The following is a 15,531-nucleotide window of genomic DNA, read 5'->3' on the forward strand; positions in this document are numbered from 1 at the left end:
CTTAATTCTTCCCTGCAACTTCCAGAGCTAAACTTCTATAACTCTGAGCTCCGACTCCTTCCGGATCGTAGCTCATAATGGTTTGTCCAAAAGACGGCGCTTCGCTTAATTTTACGTTTCTCGGAATGATCGTCGTATAAACTTTATCTTTAAAATAGGACTTCACATCTTCCGCGACTTGATTTGCGAGATTCGTTCTTTTATCAAACATCGTCAAAAGCACACCTTCCAATTCCAAGGAAGGATTTAATTGTTTTTGAACGAGGGAGATAATTTTCATAAGTTGAGTCAAACCTTCCAACGCAAAGTATTCCGTCTGAAGAGTAATCATCACGCTGTCCGCGGCGCAAAGAGCGTTGATGGTAAGAATTCCCAAAGAAGGCGGGCAATCGATCAGAATGTAATCGTATTCAGTACGAAGTTCCGAAACCGCATTCTTCAATCTATATTCCCTTTCATCCTCCGCGAGAAGATCCGCTTCCGCACCGCTCAAGTTGATGTTGGAAGGAATGATATGAAGATTGTTCACGTTTGTTCTATGGATACATTCATTGGCAGAAGATTCTCCCAAAAGAAGTTCGTAAGAAGTTTTTCCGAGTGTGTTGATTTCCAATCCAAGGCCGGATCCGGAATTTCCCTGAGGATCCATATCGATGATCAGAACTTTTTTTCCGATCGAAGCAAGGTTAGCCGCAAGATTGATGGAAGTTGTCGTTTTTCCGACCCCGCCCTTTTGATTACTAATGGATACTATTTTTCCCATTTCCGCCCTTACTCTCCTTGCTGATATCCTTCCAAGCTCTAGGATAACCATGCCTCGGGCTAGAAACCTTTTTCAAGAATTTAATATGTCGCATCCCTAAAAATTCAAGAGAAGGAAAATCTTCAGTGGATTCCAGTGCAAATCCTGAGTTTGCAAGAACCTCCTTTTCTACTTTGAAAGGAATATCACGTTTTGCTAAAAATGGGACATAAGTTCCACCCATCTTTACAAGATTACAAACGGCTTCCGCACTGTAAGGATAAGGAATAAAACCTCGTGATACGACATAATTCAGATTGAGTTTCGATTCTTCCGTACGAATGAACTTAAACTTCACATCGGAAATAATATTTAATTTCACAAACTCTTCGGTATGAGCCAATTTTCTTTTTTGAGAATCGATCAGAAATACGACCGGATGGTCCTTCAAACATCTAAAAAAGAATCCTGGAATTCCAGGACCGGTTCCTGCATCCCCCAATTGAATTCCTTTCCAAGAACCGACTTTTTTTGAAATTCTATAGATGTGATAAATCGATTCTAAGACGTGACGATCCAAAATTTCTTCGGAATCCCTTTTGGAAAAAAAACCTCCCGCTTCATTCTTTTCTCTTAAGAATTTTGAAAAGTTAGCGATCAATTCCCAATCAAACAACGGAAGAATTTCATCCGCTTCTTTCGGAAATCTTTCTTTCAATCGTTCCAAAATCGATTCCACTGAAAATTCTAACGGATCTTGCATGATGCTAAAATAGAATCCAGACCGCATCTGTCTCTACAGATTCTTTGCGAAGGATAAAGATTTCAGTGAAAAGAAAAGATAGAAAATTTCCTCGGAGCTTGTTCGGCTTTTGCGGATTCTTCTTTATTTGTTCGAGCAATTATATTTGACCAACCGAGCCTATGTAAAAAAGTTATTACAATGTTTATCTTAGATCAACAACTCGGTTTCAATCTTCATAGAGTCGCTCTACTTTTTAGAAGAGAACTCTCTCGTTGTCTTCGAGACTATAACTTAACTCCCGAACAATGGCAGGTTCTTGCCACTCTTTGGGAAAAAGAATCACTGACTCAAAAGGAAATCATTCACGTAACTTTGCAGGATGCTCCTTCGGCTTCTCGTATGGTTGCGAGAATGGTTCAAAATCAGTTGGTAAAAAGTCAAGTTTCCGACGAAGACAAACGTGCCACGATCATCACTCTAACAAAAACCGGTCGCTCATTGGAAAAAACTTTGCCTAAAAAGATTACGAGCCATTTCGAAAATTTGCTGCAAAACTTTCCGGTCGGAAAACGGCAAGAATTGTTGATCGTTTTGAAAGAACTCCGTTTTATTTTTAAGGATATGAATGAAGAGAATCAATAAAGATCGAAAATTCTTCCATTGCGGATCAGCGTATTGATTTTTCTAAAATGCAAAATCTCAGTGAACAAAAATTGTTCAAAGCGAACTAAACGATCTTCGAACATTTTCGATTTATACCTTTGGAAGAATTTTCTTAACATACCTTTTCTTTTGAATCTTTACTTTGCCGCTTTAATCAAAGGGACTGAGGAATGGATCGGATCTGAAAGCGCAGGCTTCCAAAAAGAGAAGTATTTCAAGGCGAGGTCGTCGCCTTGAAATAAAGAAAAAAGGAATCAGTCTTCGACGTTGTTGAATTCAATTACCGACTTGTGAAGAATTTCAATTCCGGTTTTTAGATGTTCAATCGTTGTACTTTCATTCTTTCCATGAATTCCATCGATCTCTTCCGAACTCATCAACGATGGAATCAATCCGTAACATTTAAAACCCGCGACTCTTAAATAAGAAGAATCCGTTGTCCCCGGCGATAAGAATGGAGTGACCACAGATCCGGGAACCACCTGCTGCACGATCCCGGAAAGAACTTTAAAATATTTTGAATCGACTGGAGAAGTTGTCCCCGGCTCCAAATGTCTCGCAGTTACCTTGACCTTATATTTTTCCCCGAGCTTCTTCACTTTTTCGTAAACTTCATTCTCGTTAAATCCGGGGAGAATTCTAATATCGATACTTCCATTCGCCTTAGAAGTTATGACATTGATCCCTGCGTAATGAGTATCGACTCCGGTTACGCTTACGGAGTTACTCGTCATCGCTCTTAAATGTTTATTTGTTTGGATCACTCCTTTTAGAATGATTCCCAACAAAGGATTTCTAGATCTTTTCAACACAAATGAATTTGGAAAGGGACTTACCTCGCCCATCTGATAAAAGAAGGACGCAGTTTCATCCTTAATGATTGTGATCTCATTCATCTTTTTTATTTCTTGGAGAAAATCTATAAGATTGAGCGCCGCGTACTGCACCGGTGGAGTACTTCCATGACCGGAAATGTCTTCGCTTTCTAAGTCCAACCAGACCGCGCCCTTTTCTGCGTGTTGAATATTGAAAATCTTACTTCCTTTCAGAACCACATCCTTTGTTCCGACCCCGCCTTCGTTGTGAACAAATTCGTATCCTTTAAAAATCTCTCTGTGATTCGCGATCAAAAAACGCATTCCAAATTCGGAACGACTTTCTTCGTCGGAAACCGCAAGATACATCAGATTTTTTTTGAGTTTTATTTTTGAATCGTGGATTAAGAAAAAAGCATAGAGTTCCATAATCCCCAGACCTTTCGTATCCACCGCGCCGCGACCATAAATTCGATCACCGACTCTTATTCCTGCGAAAGGAGGATGTATCCATTCACTTTCATTCACTTCCACTACGTCCAAGTGATTTGTAAGAATCAAACCGCCTTCGGGATCGCTCCCTTTGATCTCGGCCATGATACTCGCTCTTTCCGGTTTGCCCGGAACATCATAGATCGTAGTTTTAATTCCTCGTTTGTCAAAAAGACTCTTTAAAAATAGAGCCGCTTGTTTTTCATTTCCCCGGATTGTTTTGATTCTTAGATAGGACTGCAAGTCCTTGGATGCTTCTTCAGCGAGTTTCCCGTAGTCTCTTTCTTCGAACTTCGTTTTTGGAGTTAAGGATTGGATTCCTTTCTCCGTAATAAAAATCGTATATAGTAAAAACAGAACCAAGACTCCTAAAAGTCCAAAGCCGATCTTCTTCCAATTCATCTTTCATTCTCCTCAGTGCGGAAGAAAATAACGTGTCTCGATTTCCTTTCAAGGCATTAAATCATCCGATCTTCGTCTTTTTAGTGAAAGCAGTTGGAATTGGAGGTTAACCTTTTGATTTCTTTTCCGATGATTGAAGGGTAGAGGTTATAGAATGATTCGAGTTATATTTCTTTTTCTGCTTTTTCCAGGATTTCTCTTTGCGGTAACTCCCGGAAAATGGTCGCATATTGATAGATACGTTTTCGGAAATACTCAGAACGGTCCGATTCGAGAAGTCGTTAAAAACGCGACCGGTAAAACAATCTACTCTGCGAATTATGAATACGACACAAACGGAAAACTAACCAAAGAATCCTATCAAAATGAAGAAGGCAAGGCTGACGGTTCCACTCAATTTCAGTATAAGGAAGGAAAGGTTGTTCGTGAGGAACTCTTCAATAAAGACAATCTTCTTGTGGAAACAAAAACATTTCGATACAATCCAAAAGGGCAGATCGATTTGATCGAAGTTTTCGATCGGGAAAATAAACTGTTACTCAAATCCAGCGTCACTGCTTGGGAAAAAGAATTCGCGAAATCGGGAAACACAAGTTGGTCTGATTCTAAGGAAGTTGAAACTTTCACCTTGGTTCGGGACGAGAAGAATCCGAAGATCTTGATTCAAAATATATACAACGAAGAGAAAAAACAAATCGCTTCGACTAAGTTTGAGTATGATGAAAAAGGAAATCTTCTTACGAGGACCAATGTCCAAGGGGAACAAGAACGAAAAAACCAACTCAATTACGGACCCGATAATCGGCTTATTAGTTTTACGTTTCACGTGAAACAAAACAATAAGTGGGAACTTCTCAAAACTCACGAGCTCATTTACAAATAAGCATTTTACAGATCAGAGAACCGGTTAAAAAGCCCGGTTCTCTCGCCCGACTTTCACTTTGGCTTTTCTACTTTGTTCCCACTGTAGGGTGAAAACGGAGCCTCTCACTTTTACTGGAATCCTCATCACAAAACTTCGCTTTTGAAAATTTTACGATCTGAGTACAAGGCTTTAAGATTTATAGAAGCCCCTGTTGAAAATCAATGCTGACTTGTCACAAACACATTGCTAAAATTCTTCTGCTCTAAATCTTTTTTATCGATAAAAAAATGCAAAATGGTTTCAACGTTTCCTTTCAAGGCGTTTATTTCGTTTGTATTTACTTGGAGAAGTGAAAGACGATCGTCTTTAGAATGATCCGCACCCGACACAAAAACTTCACCTCCAAATCGTGACAGTTTCATAGTTGCAAAATAATCTTTGTCGTTTCTTCCCACTTCATCCATGTCTTTATAAGAGATAGCACATTCCGTAAATGGATACTCTATATCCATATACTTTGTATTTATATTTTCGGGGACTACTGACTTCAAGGAAGCCTCCTCAGTTACGAAAATCACGCTTCCAAACTCTGTTGTATCGTCCAGTTGACAGAAGAAAAACAAGAGTCCTCTCGTTGAGATTTCGTTTTCAAAATCTTTTAGATTCAATTGGCATAAAAAAGGAATAGCACTCCCTGAATCGTCTTTAGGAAAAAATACTCCGTCAGGAAGGTCTGGATTACCGCCAAATTTCGATTTTCCTAAATCAATTTTTGAGTTGGTAGAGATTAGAATTCTTTTTGGTTTCACAGCAAAGCCTCTTTAAGTTTCTTAAGTTCTTCGAAAGAAAAGATCGATGCGTGTCTAGAAAAAGGGCGATGTAATTTCTTATACATCGTGCTTTTCTAAATCAAACTTCACAAATGGGGAATTTGATTTTCATGCAGGGATTCATTTCTTTCCACTTGTAAATGCAGAGAAGGTTAGGATCTTTTGAGAGCAACCGTAAAAACTCAGAAAGACTTATTTGAATACAAAAGGAATTTCCTGACTTAACTATCTATAACGCCCTCCTCGTGAACATTTTGGTGAAAAAATTCTCGTGCCTTTTTAATTTTAAGAAGAATGTCTTGATTCAGTTCATTGGAAATTTCAATACTCGAAAAGAAAAGATCGAAGGATTCGCCTGAGCGTTTCAAAAACATTTTCCGTATATCGAGGTAAGAATCTCCAGATAAATTCCCAAAAACATCTTTCTTCGATTCGATCAGCACTGCGGAACAAAAAAAGCTCTGAAATTTTTCCAACCGAATCGAAATTCTTTTGCAAGTTTATAAATTCGATTTCTGCTTTCTTGTTTTCCACTCGGAAACATTCGACCCTCAAGAATAGAAAATCCCTGAGTGTATCAAGAATGAATCTGAAATCATCAAGTTGAAAGTTCATCAGCATTCTCAAAATAGAATTCTCGTTTTCTTTTCCTTTGAATTTCTCGAGATTTATTTCTCGTTCCGATTTATATTTTCTGGGACGTAGGAACTCTTCATTGAACGAGAAAACAACAGGGAATCTGAATTCTTTTCCAAAGTCATTTCGATGTTAAAAGCTCAACAAGTAATCATTCGATTTAAACTCAATCCCCTCACACGAAAAAGCCCGAATCCCGCCGGACTTCCAAAAACGTTTCATGTGAAACGTGGACGGAGTTCCTACAAAAGTCAGTCAGGAAAATTGAGAAGTCTCCACCTCTTGTTTCTCTATCTCTTTGATCTGATAAAGAAGAAGATCGATATCGCTTGCATCCATCCTGAAATCTGCCCGTCTTTCGAGTGTCACCGGTCGAAGCGTATTTAACTTTTGAATCGTTTCCTTTTTTAATCCAGCGATTGAATCACTTTGTAGACTAGAGGACAGGTTGCAGTTTGGGTCGGAACTCCGAGAAAACGGAGTAAAAGAATTCTCCTTTGAATGAAATCTTCTGATTCTTTCAATTCCCAAAGCCGTACAATGGAAGAAGAAAAATAATCCACAAAGATTCGAAATGCGTGGCGGGTTTCTTTGATCGCAATATTCTAAATTAAAAGTTTAGAGAAATCATCGGTGATCGGCTAAGAAGATGAGTCCCAAAAGAAAAACCCGGCAAGAACCGGGCTTTTCAAAAACGTTTCCTATGAAACGCAGTCGGAGTTCCGACAAGAGTAGGTCGGGAGAATTAAGAAGTCCCCGCCTCTTGTTTCTTTCTTCCTTTGATATGATAAAGGAGCAGATCAATATCGCTTGGATCCACTCCTGAAATCTGCGCCGCTTTTTCGAGCGTCATCGGTCGATGAGTATTTAATTTTTGAATCGCCTCTTTCTTTAAACCTGCGATCGTATCGTAACTCAAGTCTTCCGGAATACTTAGATCCAAATACTTGGTCTTCCATTGAATTGTTTCGAGTTCCCTTTTGATATAACCTTCATACTTGATTTCCATCTCGAGAATGCCCTTGTCCAACTCCGACCAAGATTGAACTTCAGGTATCATAAATTCAACGTCGGTGATTTTGATTTCCGGTCTTTTTAAAAACGAATCTAACTTCATCCCGAATTTGTAATTCGTGATTTCCTTTTGATTCAAAAGATTCTGAAATTCTTCAGAAGGTTTTAACGGAATTTGATAAATCTTTTCACGAACAGAACTGACTCGATCATACTTTTCATTCATCCGATCAAAGGAGGTTTGATCCACGAGTCCAAGTTCGTAACCGTATTTCATCAATCGATGGTCGGCATTGTCTTGTCTTAAAAGAAGTCGGTGTTCCGCGCGAGAAGTAAACATTCTATAGGGATCTTCCACACCCTTATGAACAAGATCATCTATCAAAACGCCGATATAGGATTCACTTCTTTTGAACAAAAGAGGAGGTTGATTCTTTAAAGAATTCAAGACGCTGTAAGCAGCGACTAAACCTTGAGCCGCCGCTTCCTCATAACCCGTAGTCCCATTGATCTGACCTGCGTGATAAAGACCTTTTATCTTTTTAGTTTCTAAGGTCGGCTTTAATTCCGTCGGATCCACATAATCATATTCGATCGCGTAACCGGGTCGGAGAATCTCCGCATTCTCCAATCCTTTCAAAGAACGTACTAGCTTCCATTGAACTTCTTCCGGAAGACTCGTTGAAACTCCGTTGAGATAAATTTCCGCCGTCTCATACCCTTCCGGTTCCAAAAAGATCTGGTGTCTTTCTCGATCTGCAAATCTTACGATCTTATCTTCGATCGAAGGACAATAGCGCGGGCCGGTGCTTTGAATTTGTCCGGAATACATCGGTGAAAGACTTAGATTCTCATGGATGATCTTGTGAGTTTCCGCATTTGTGTAAGTGATATAACAAGGAATTTGTCTTCGTGTAATCTTATCCGTGGAAAAAGAAAAGGGGGAAGGAACTAAGTCACCGTCTTGGATCGCAAGAACGCTTAAGTCGACGGAGTTTTTATGAATCCTCGGCGGAGTCCCTGTCTTCAATCTTCCCAGCTTCAAGTTATACTTAGCGAGCGACTTGGATAATCCTTTTACTGTCGGCTCGCACATTCTTCCGTTTTCATTTTGGTAAGTTCCGATATGAACGAGTGAAGACAGGAATGTTCCCGTAGTTAAAATCAAGTGATTGGTATAAATTTCAAATCCTCGCCCGGTCTTCACACCGATCACGGAATCATTTTCGATCAACAATTCTTCCACCGTGTCTTGGCGAATCGAAAGATTCTTTTCAGCCTCAAGAGTATGTTTTACTTTGAGTTGATATTCTTTCTTTTCCGCCTGTGCTCTCGGCGCCCAAACACTCGGACCTTTCGAAGTGTTGAGCATCTTAAATTGAATTCCGGTATGATCGATCACCTTGCCCATAATTCCACCGAGGGCATCGACTTCTCGAACCATATGTCCTTTTGCAATACCGCCGATCGCAGGGTTACAAGACATCTGACCGATCGTATCTAGGTTCATCGTGATGAGTAAAGTTCTGGCTCCACCTTTGGAAGCGATATATGCGGCTTCGGAACCGGCGTGACCGGCGCCGACCACGATACAATCAAAACGATTTGGAAAAACGGATGGGGTCTTGGATTCAACCATGGAGATTCAACTTCCTGAAAATAGATTACAAATTTAAGAATGAGATGTTTCGCAAGTAACGAGCGCTTTGATTACAAGATGCAATCGACAAGAGACCTAACATATTGATTCATGGAATTATATCACTTATCAGGTTCCTGTTCTATGGCAGTATCTATCAAGAAACTATCCTATTTTGAAGGAAAAATCCTTCCCGAATCCGAAGCTAAGATCAGCATCCAGACGCACGCCCTTCAATATGGAACCACCGTCTTCGGTGGCTTACGAGGTTATTACGATAAAGACACCGACAACATCTATCTATTTCGTATCTTAGACCATTTTCAAAGGCTTATCAACTCGACTAAAATCATGCAGTTGAAGTTGGAAAAGACAAAGGAAGAATTGAGAGACATAACAATCGAGTTGATTCGTCAGTGCGGATACAAAGAGAACATCTATCTTCGTCCTTTCGTTTATACATCGGCGCTTCAACTTTCACCTCGTTTTCACGACGTTCCGACCGAACTTGCAATCTACATTCTTCAATTGAATGATTACTTAGATACGAAGCGCGGCTTAAAAACAATGGTTTCTAGTTGGAGAAGATTCGACGACGCGGTAATCCCAACTCTTTCCAAAGTTTCCGGAGGTTACGTCAACTCGGCTCTTGCAAAATCAGAAGCGGTTCAAAACGGATTTGATGAAGCCATCTTTTTGGATGCGCGCGGATTTGTAAGCGAAGGATCCGCGGAAAATATCTTTCTTGTCCGCGACGGAAAGATCATAACCCCCGGAGTGAACTCTTCTTTGCTTGAAGGAATTACAAGAAGAAGCGTTCTTCAGATCGCGAGAGACAATGGGATCGAAGTGATCGAAAGAGATATTTCACGAAGCGAACTCTATATCTCGGACGAAGTTTTCTTTTCAGGAACCGGAGTTCAAATCGCTTGGGTTTCGGAAATCGATCACAGAAAAGTCGGCAACGGCGAGATGGGATCCATCACAAAAAAGATTCAAAGTTTATTCTTCAATCTTGTGATTAACAAAGAAGAAAAATACAGACATTGGTTAACGCCGGTTTATTAAATTAGAATGAGTTCTTCCGCATTTCATCTGGACGATATCTTAGGACAAGAGACTGCGCTTACCTTTCTAAAAAGATATTCTTCCAGACCCGAGATGATCCCTCCACTGTTGATCCTTCATGGACCGGATGGAACCGGAAAAGAATCCGCTTCGGAAAGGTTTATCAAACAAGTACTTTGTTTTGAAGGAACCTCGTGCGGGGTCTGCGCTTCCTGCAAAGCATTCATGCACAATTCACATCCGGATTACATTCGTTTTCCGGAGGAAAGCGGAAAGATCATTCCGATCGGGAACGAAGAGAACCCGGAAGAATTTACGATTCGATGGTTGATCCGTTCCAGACTCAACTACAGACCTCACTTATCTAAATTTCGTTTTATCGTTTTCCCGGATGCGTCTTTGATCGGCCATGAAGCGGAGACCGCACTTTTAAAATCTTTGGAAGAGGCTCCTCCATTCTCGCGATTCATCTTTATCGTAAACAATTTAGATAAACTGAAAGAGACAATCGTAAGTAGGGCAATCTGTGTTCCGTTTCATTATCTCAATCAGGAAGCTCTTCAAAAAATTCATTCCCGATTCAATCTTCCGATACTTCCTTTTCAGGGAGGCAGTATGCTTTCCTTTGAATGTCCAAAGGAAGTGATCGAATTAGTGCAGGAAAAGATCAAAGATCGAATCGAAACACAGCTCGATTTATTAAAATTAGAATCCTGGATCCATTCCTACAAAGACGAACACCCCGAATGGAAAGAAAATTTTTCTTATAAAGAATTTCTAGAACTGGTAAGCCTACTTCTAATTTACGAATATACTAAAACTGGATACGAGAATCATCTTTCAAAGATAGAAGCGATCTTTCAATTCAAGTCAGAGATTCACAAAAGAATCATCGGATTGGAAAGTCTTGCCCTTTCCAGACTCTTTTTCCACCTTTCTCTCTAAAAATATTCATCTTTATGAATATAGTTTCTTATAATCTTATAAAACACACGTTAGACGAAATCAAAAAACGACTCCAAAGTTCTTTCGAGACATAATTTATTATTCATTGCATAAACCCTTCCTTTTTTCGAGAGAAAATTCCGATTCCGGAATTTTCATTTGAGTACAAGAGTTCTTTCAAAAATAGTGTATTCTCATTCATCAAGCTCCGGGACTCCGGAGGAAAAGTGAAAAATAGCCCTATTCAATCGATTTGGAGAAAACGATCCAAATCAAACTCGTAAAAATCTCTTGTAAGAGAGAATTTTTGTTTTTGTTTTCTTGGAGGAAGAGTTGAACCTAGTTTGGAATAAAATTTTAGAGGAAGTTTCCAAGAAAATATCTCCTCAATACTTTGAAAGGTTCATTGATACCCTAAAATTAGAAACTCTTAACTCTGAAAAATGTACGATCATAGCTCCCTCCGCGACGATCAAAACTCACGTTGAAAGAAAATATCAAAACATCATTGAAAGTGCGATCTTAGAAGCCTGTGGAGATAAAATTCCGGTTGAAATTTTAATCGAAACAAAACCAGTCTCCCCCCTTCAAACCATTCTTGAAAAATCCTTCGATCAAAAAGATTTTCAGTTCAATCCCGACTATACGTTCGAATCGTTCATCGTAGGAGATTGCAACCGTTTAGCTTACACCGCCGCGAAAGAATGTGTGAGAAGACCGGCGGAGATCAATCCTCTCTACTTATTCGGTAGCGTCGGAGTTGGAAAGACTCATTTACTCCATGCAATCGGATCCGAACTCTTAAAAAAGGATCCATGGAAGACCGTTTGTTACGTTGACATCTCTTCGTTTATGAATGAGTTTCGTTTCGCTCTTCAATCCAGAGAACTCATCGAAAGTTTTAAGATAAAGTACCAGTCTTACAACTGTCTGCTCGTAGACGACATCCAACTTCTTTCCACAAACGCTGAAAAAACTCAGGATGAATTCTTCGCTCTATTTAATTTTCTTTTTGAAAGAAGAAGACAGATCGTAATCGCATCCGATCGACCTAGTTCCGAACTTCCGATCCACGAAAGATTGAAATCAAGATTCGTTACGGGTGTTCAGGCAGACATTCAATATCCGGATAGGGAAATAAGAAGAGGGATCGTCGCACATCATTCTCAGATTATGGACTTAGGTTTGAGCGAGGATATCTTGGATTTTCTATCGGATCAAATCGAAGAAGATACAAGACTTCTTCTCGGTGCGCTCAACGATATTTATCTGTATAAAAAGTCCTATTCTTTACTATTTCTAAACTTGGAAAAAGTAAAGGAAATCGTAAAGAATCGACTTTATAGAAAGAAGAACGTGGAATTTTCCCACGACCGAATCATCGAAGCGGTCGCAAAAGAATTCAGTTTAGATCCCTCTGAAATTATGGGAAAAAGTAGAAAGAAAGAACTCATCATCCCGCGGCATATTTGCTTTTATCTCCTACACACTATCTTCAAAGTTAATAAATCGCAAGTGGGAAGACTTTTTCAAACCCAGCATACGACGGTTATCCACGGCGTTAGAAAAGCAGAAGACTTACTTTCTAAAAGCAAAGATATGCGATTTTTGGTGGAAAGAATCAGCTCTCGATACCGACTCCAATAAAATTCTAAATCCGTTTCCGGTATTGGCTTATAAACACTGTAAATAATGTGTGCATAAACTATCTTTTTCCTGTTTAGTAAGATTCATAAATCTGTAAATAAGACATAATGCAAAATTACTGTCGCTTCAAGTGAAGAAATTTACAAAGAATTATGTCGAAAATGAAAATTCACTTTTCAAAAAGAATGAGACATATTTCAGTATTCAATAGGAATACGATTTTATGTACATATTTACAGGTACTACTCCTACAACTGTACAATAATAAGAACCTATTTAATTAAGTAAGATATTAGGAGATCTAAATTGAAAATCAAAGTAAACACATCTGAGTTCTTAAAAGCAATTCATTCCGTTGAAGGAGTTATCTCCGCAAGAGAGATTAAATCAGTATTATCAAATCTTAAAATAGAAGCGGAAGGGAAAGAGGTTTTTCTTTCTGCAACGGATCTTGAGATCTCCATAAAAACATCAGTTCCGGCGGAAGTTTTACAACCGGGAAGTATTTCCTTACCCGCAAAACAGCTTTCCAGTTTTTTTAAAACGATCAACTTTGAAGAAACGATTCTTTCTTTGGAAGAATCGGACGGAGAATCTTCGATCGCATATATTACGGACGCATCCGGAAAGAACGATTACAAATCTAAAATTTCGGGTATGGACGCTGAAGAAATCAAAACGATATCCAAAGTGAATTCTTCTCAAGTTTCTTCTTTCCCTATCACTTTGATCAACGATATGATTCGTAAAACTTCGTATGCGATCGCTCATGAAGATCAAAGATTTATTTTCAACGGCCTTTATATGATTCCTAATGAAACAAAATTAATTTTTGTCGGGACCGATGGCCGCAGACTCTGCAAGATTGAAAGAACACTTCCGGCGCCTTTACAATTCAAAGAATCGATCATCGTTCCTGCAAAAGCCATCCGTGAAATTTCAAAAATGATAGCAACTTCGGAAACCGGTAATATCGGTTTGATCGACAGTCAGATTTACGCATCTGCAAACAACATAGAACTGCTTTGTAAGTTGATCGAAGGAAACTTTCCGAACTACGAACAAGTCATTCCTAAGAGTACTAAATTCTCCACTTCGATTTCTAAAGAAGAATTCCAAGTTTCTCTTAGACAAGTTATGACCGCTGCGGAAGAACCTTCTAGACAAGTAAGACTGACCTTTACAAAAAACAATCTCAACTTCTTTGCGCAAACTCTCGGAGCTTCGGAAGCGAGCATCAATAAGGCGATCGAATATTCCGGAGACGAAGTTACGATCGCTTTCAAAGGAGAATATCTCATGGATATTTTTCGATCCATCGACGATACCGAAGTTAGGATCGAATTCTCCGATTCAAGCTCGCCCGTAATTTTTAAAGATCCATCCGACCCCGAATTTATCTCGGTGATTATGCCGATGAAAATTTAATGTTTTTAAAACATCTTACACTTCAAAACTTTAGAAGTCATGAAGAGTTGAGCCTGGACTTTTATTCCAGGCTTATTTTTTTTGTAGGGGATAACGGAGAGGGAAAAACAAATCTTCTCGAAGCGATTTGTATGTTGTCCTGGCTCAAAAGTTTCCGGGAATCCGAGGACGGCAATTTAATTCGCTGGGGCGCAGAGAATTATTTTCTTAGAGGCAGAATTCAAGAAAATCAAAAAGAATCAGTTTTAGAAATCGGTTATACTGCAAAACCTACTGTAAAAAGAAAATTAAAATTCAATCAGGAAGATATTAAAAAGCGAACCGATCTGATCGGAAAATTCATCACCGTACTTTTAACGCCGATGGATTTAAAAATCATAGAAGGCGGACCCGCTGAAAGACGAAAGTTTATCGACGCGTTTATTTCTTCTTTTGATCCTTTTTATTTGGATTCTCTACTAGAATATAATAAAATCTTAAAGCATAGAAATGCTCTTTTAAAAACGGGAAATTCGGATTCTTCTCAACTTTCCATTTGGGAAAAGAGACTTGTGGAAAAAGGGACGATCATTCTAAACAAAAGGCGGGAAATCGTTTTAGAATTGAATTCATTCTATCAAACAAATTTGGACAAATTGAGCGGCGGAAGGGACGGTCTTACATTGATTTACAAACCGGACGTCAAAGACGAACTGGAATTTTTCGAAAAACTCAGTCGAAATCTTGGACGCGACCTCAGACTCGGTTATACTTCCGCAGGAATTCATCGCGACGATCTTTTTATAGGAACCGATTCGCGGGACATTACCGAATTCGGTTCCCAGGGTCAAAAAAGAAGTACGGTAATCGCTTTAAAAGCGGCCACTTTTAATTATTATAAGAATATTCTAAATAAGACGCCGGTCTTATTGATAGACGACGTTATCAGAGAATTGGACGTCAAACGACGAGAGTATTTTGTGGACTTAGTCATCAACGCAGGCCAAGCTTTTTTCACAACGACCGATTTGGAAGGAATTCAGGATTATGTCGGTAAACTCGAGGACCAGAAACAAATCTTTATGATCAAAGACGGAGAGGTTCGTTCGGTAGAATGAAAGACGATCTTATTTCTTCGAAAAAAATTGAAACTGACGAATTCAAATCCGTCCTCAATCAACTCGGCATCACCGAAGAAAGTCTCCAAGAAAAAATTTCCCTAAACACACTCCGAAATCGTTGGAAAGAAATTGTCGGTCCGGTCTTCGCTTCTCATTCCGAAGTCAATTCCATTCAATTCGGCAAATTAAGAATCATCGTTTCTCACAACGCTTATAAACAAGAATTGCTTTTTCTTCAAAACCGAATTCTGAGACAGGCTTCTCAGTTTCTTGGAAAAGGTGTAGTTCGTTCTCTGGAAATTTCCATCGGGAAATTAACGAATTCCGGCTTCTCCAAACTACCCGAAACGAAAGAAAAAAAAGGATTAGAGGGCAAAGAGGATTTAATTGCCATCCTTGAGAAGGAAACCGATCCGGAAGTTAAAAAACGATATCTCGAGATTCTTCAATATCTTTGATTAATAAATGAATTTCCTTGCCTCCCTATGGTTTTCAGGAAA

The 15,531-nt window shown here is 39.2% G+C and carries 13 protein-coding genes; 8 read left to right on the plus strand and 5 right to left on the minus strand.

All coding sequences use genetic code 11. The features are described 5' to 3' along the window. Window position 1: 1 nt before the first annotated feature. Together JWG44_RS04920 and JWG44_RS04925 are read right to left on the minus strand one after the other, a co-directional pair. Window positions 2–763, minus strand: coding sequence for a ParA family protein (locus JWG44_RS04920; RefSeq protein ID WP_205273853.1), 762 nt, complete (start codon window positions 761–763; stop codon window positions 2–4). Further along, entirely contained in the window at window positions 741–1,505 is a 765-nt protein-coding gene (locus JWG44_RS04925) for an RsmG family class I SAM-dependent methyltransferase (protein WP_205273856.1), read from the minus strand. Before JWG44_RS04925 ends, JWG44_RS04920 begins: the two co-directional genes overlap by 23 nt. A gap of 180 nt (window positions 1,506–1,685) precedes the next feature. Here JWG44_RS04925 and JWG44_RS04930 point away from each other — a divergent pair, with 180 nt between their 5' ends. Beyond that, window positions 1,686–2,129, plus strand: a complete 444-nt coding sequence (locus JWG44_RS04930) for a MarR family winged helix-turn-helix transcriptional regulator (protein WP_205273858.1) — start codon at window positions 1,686–1,688, stop codon at window positions 2,127–2,129. Between the two features lie 275 nt (window positions 2,130–2,404). Here JWG44_RS04930 and JWG44_RS04935 read toward each other — a convergent pair whose 3' ends face one another. Further along, window positions 2,405–3,859, minus strand: coding sequence for a M20/M25/M40 family metallo-hydrolase (locus JWG44_RS04935; protein WP_205273859.1), 1,455 nt, complete (start codon window positions 3,857–3,859; stop codon window positions 2,405–2,407). A 154-nt stretch (window positions 3,860–4,013) separates the two neighbouring features. Here JWG44_RS04935 and JWG44_RS04940 point away from each other — a divergent pair, with 154 nt between their 5' ends. Next, window positions 4,014–4,742 carry a hypothetical protein gene (locus tag JWG44_RS04940; RefSeq protein WP_205273861.1) on the plus strand — a complete coding sequence of 243 codons (729 nt, stop codon included), beginning with the start codon at window positions 4,014–4,016 and terminating at the stop codon, window positions 4,740–4,742. 200 nt (window positions 4,743–4,942) lie between these two features. On the opposite strand, the gene JWG44_RS04945 is transcribed toward JWG44_RS04940, so the two are convergent. Both JWG44_RS04945 and mnmG read right to left on the minus strand, forming a co-directional pair. After that, window positions 4,943–5,533, minus strand: a complete 591-nt coding sequence (locus tag JWG44_RS04945) for a DUF1963 domain-containing protein (protein WP_205273862.1) — start codon at window positions 5,531–5,533, stop codon at window positions 4,943–4,945. 1,402 nt (window positions 5,534–6,935) lie between these two features. Then, window positions 6,936–8,843, minus strand: a complete 1,908-nt coding sequence (mnmG, locus tag JWG44_RS04950; RefSeq protein WP_205273864.1) for a tRNA uridine-5-carboxymethylaminomethyl(34) synthesis enzyme MnmG — start codon at window positions 8,841–8,843, stop codon at window positions 6,936–6,938. A 144-nt stretch (window positions 8,844–8,987) separates the two neighbouring features. Here mnmG and JWG44_RS04955 point away from each other — a divergent pair, with 144 nt between their 5' ends. The 6 genes from JWG44_RS04955 to JWG44_RS04980 all read left to right on the plus strand — a co-directional run bounded on the left by JWG44_RS04955 (window position 8,988) and on the right by JWG44_RS04980 (window position 15,489). Beyond that, window positions 8,988–9,911, plus strand: coding sequence for a branched-chain amino acid transaminase (locus JWG44_RS04955; protein WP_205273866.1), 924 nt, complete (start codon window positions 8,988–8,990; stop codon window positions 9,909–9,911). A gap of 6 nt (window positions 9,912–9,917) precedes the next feature. Beyond that, on the plus strand, window positions 9,918–10,856 hold the full coding sequence (locus JWG44_RS04960; RefSeq protein WP_205273867.1) for a hypothetical protein: 939 nt from the start codon (window positions 9,918–9,920) through the stop codon (window positions 10,854–10,856). A 303-nt stretch (window positions 10,857–11,159) separates the two neighbouring features. Then, complete coding sequence (gene dnaA / locus JWG44_RS04965; protein ID WP_205273914.1) at window positions 11,160–12,503, plus strand: chromosomal replication initiator protein DnaA; 1,344 nt, start codon at window positions 11,160–11,162, stop codon at window positions 12,501–12,503. A gap of 306 nt (window positions 12,504–12,809) precedes the next feature. Then, entirely contained in the window at window positions 12,810–13,931 is a 1,122-nt protein-coding gene (gene dnaN, locus JWG44_RS04970; RefSeq protein WP_205273869.1) for a DNA polymerase III subunit beta, read from the plus strand. Then, window positions 13,931–15,028, plus strand: a complete 1,098-nt coding sequence (gene recF, locus JWG44_RS04975) for a DNA replication/repair protein RecF (RefSeq protein ID WP_205273871.1) — start codon at window positions 13,931–13,933, stop codon at window positions 15,026–15,028. Before dnaN ends, recF begins: the two co-directional genes overlap by 1 nt. Continuing rightward, on the plus strand, window positions 15,025–15,489 hold the full coding sequence (locus tag JWG44_RS04980; RefSeq protein WP_205273872.1) for a DUF721 domain-containing protein: 465 nt from the start codon (window positions 15,025–15,027) through the stop codon (window positions 15,487–15,489). Before recF ends, JWG44_RS04980 begins: the two co-directional genes overlap by 4 nt. The last annotated feature ends 42 nt before the right edge of the window (window positions 15,490–15,531 follow it).

It is taken from the genome of Leptospira ainazelensis, assembly GCF_016918785.1.
Lineage (GTDB): Bacteria > Spirochaetota > Leptospiria > Leptospirales > Leptospiraceae > Leptospira > Leptospira ainazelensis.

Bases quoted from the DNA above. Each gene is read 5' to 3' on its own strand.
- JWG44_RS04925 (WP_205273856.1), bottom strand. From the start codon at position 1,505: ATGCAAGATCCGTTAGAATTTTCAGTGGAATCGATTTTGGAACGATTG.
- recF (WP_205273871.1), top strand. From the start codon at position 13,931: ATGTTTTTAAAACATCTTACACTTCAAAACTTTAGAAGTCATGAAGAG.
- JWG44_RS04920 (WP_205273853.1), bottom strand. From the start codon at position 763: ATGGGAAAAATAGTATCCATTAGTAATCAAAAGGGCGGGGTCGGAAAA.
- JWG44_RS04940 (WP_205273861.1), top strand. From the start codon at position 4,014: ATGATTCGAGTTATATTTCTTTTTCTGCTTTTTCCAGGATTTCTCTTT.
- JWG44_RS04960 (WP_205273867.1), top strand. From the start codon at position 9,918: ATGAGTTCTTCCGCATTTCATCTGGACGATATCTTAGGACAAGAGACT.
- mnmG (WP_205273864.1), bottom strand. From the start codon at position 8,843: ATGGTTGAATCCAAGACCCCATCCGTTTTTCCAAATCGTTTTGATTGT.
- JWG44_RS04980 (WP_205273872.1), top strand. From the start codon at position 15,025: ATGAAAGACGATCTTATTTCTTCGAAAAAAATTGAAACTGACGAATTC.
- JWG44_RS04935 (WP_205273859.1), bottom strand. From the start codon at position 3,859: ATGAATTGGAAGAAGATCGGCTTTGGACTTTTAGGAGTCTTGGTTCTG.
- JWG44_RS04930 (WP_205273858.1), top strand. From the start codon at position 1,686: ATGTTTATCTTAGATCAACAACTCGGTTTCAATCTTCATAGAGTCGCT.
- JWG44_RS04955 (WP_205273866.1), top strand. From the start codon at position 8,988: ATGGCAGTATCTATCAAGAAACTATCCTATTTTGAAGGAAAAATCCTT.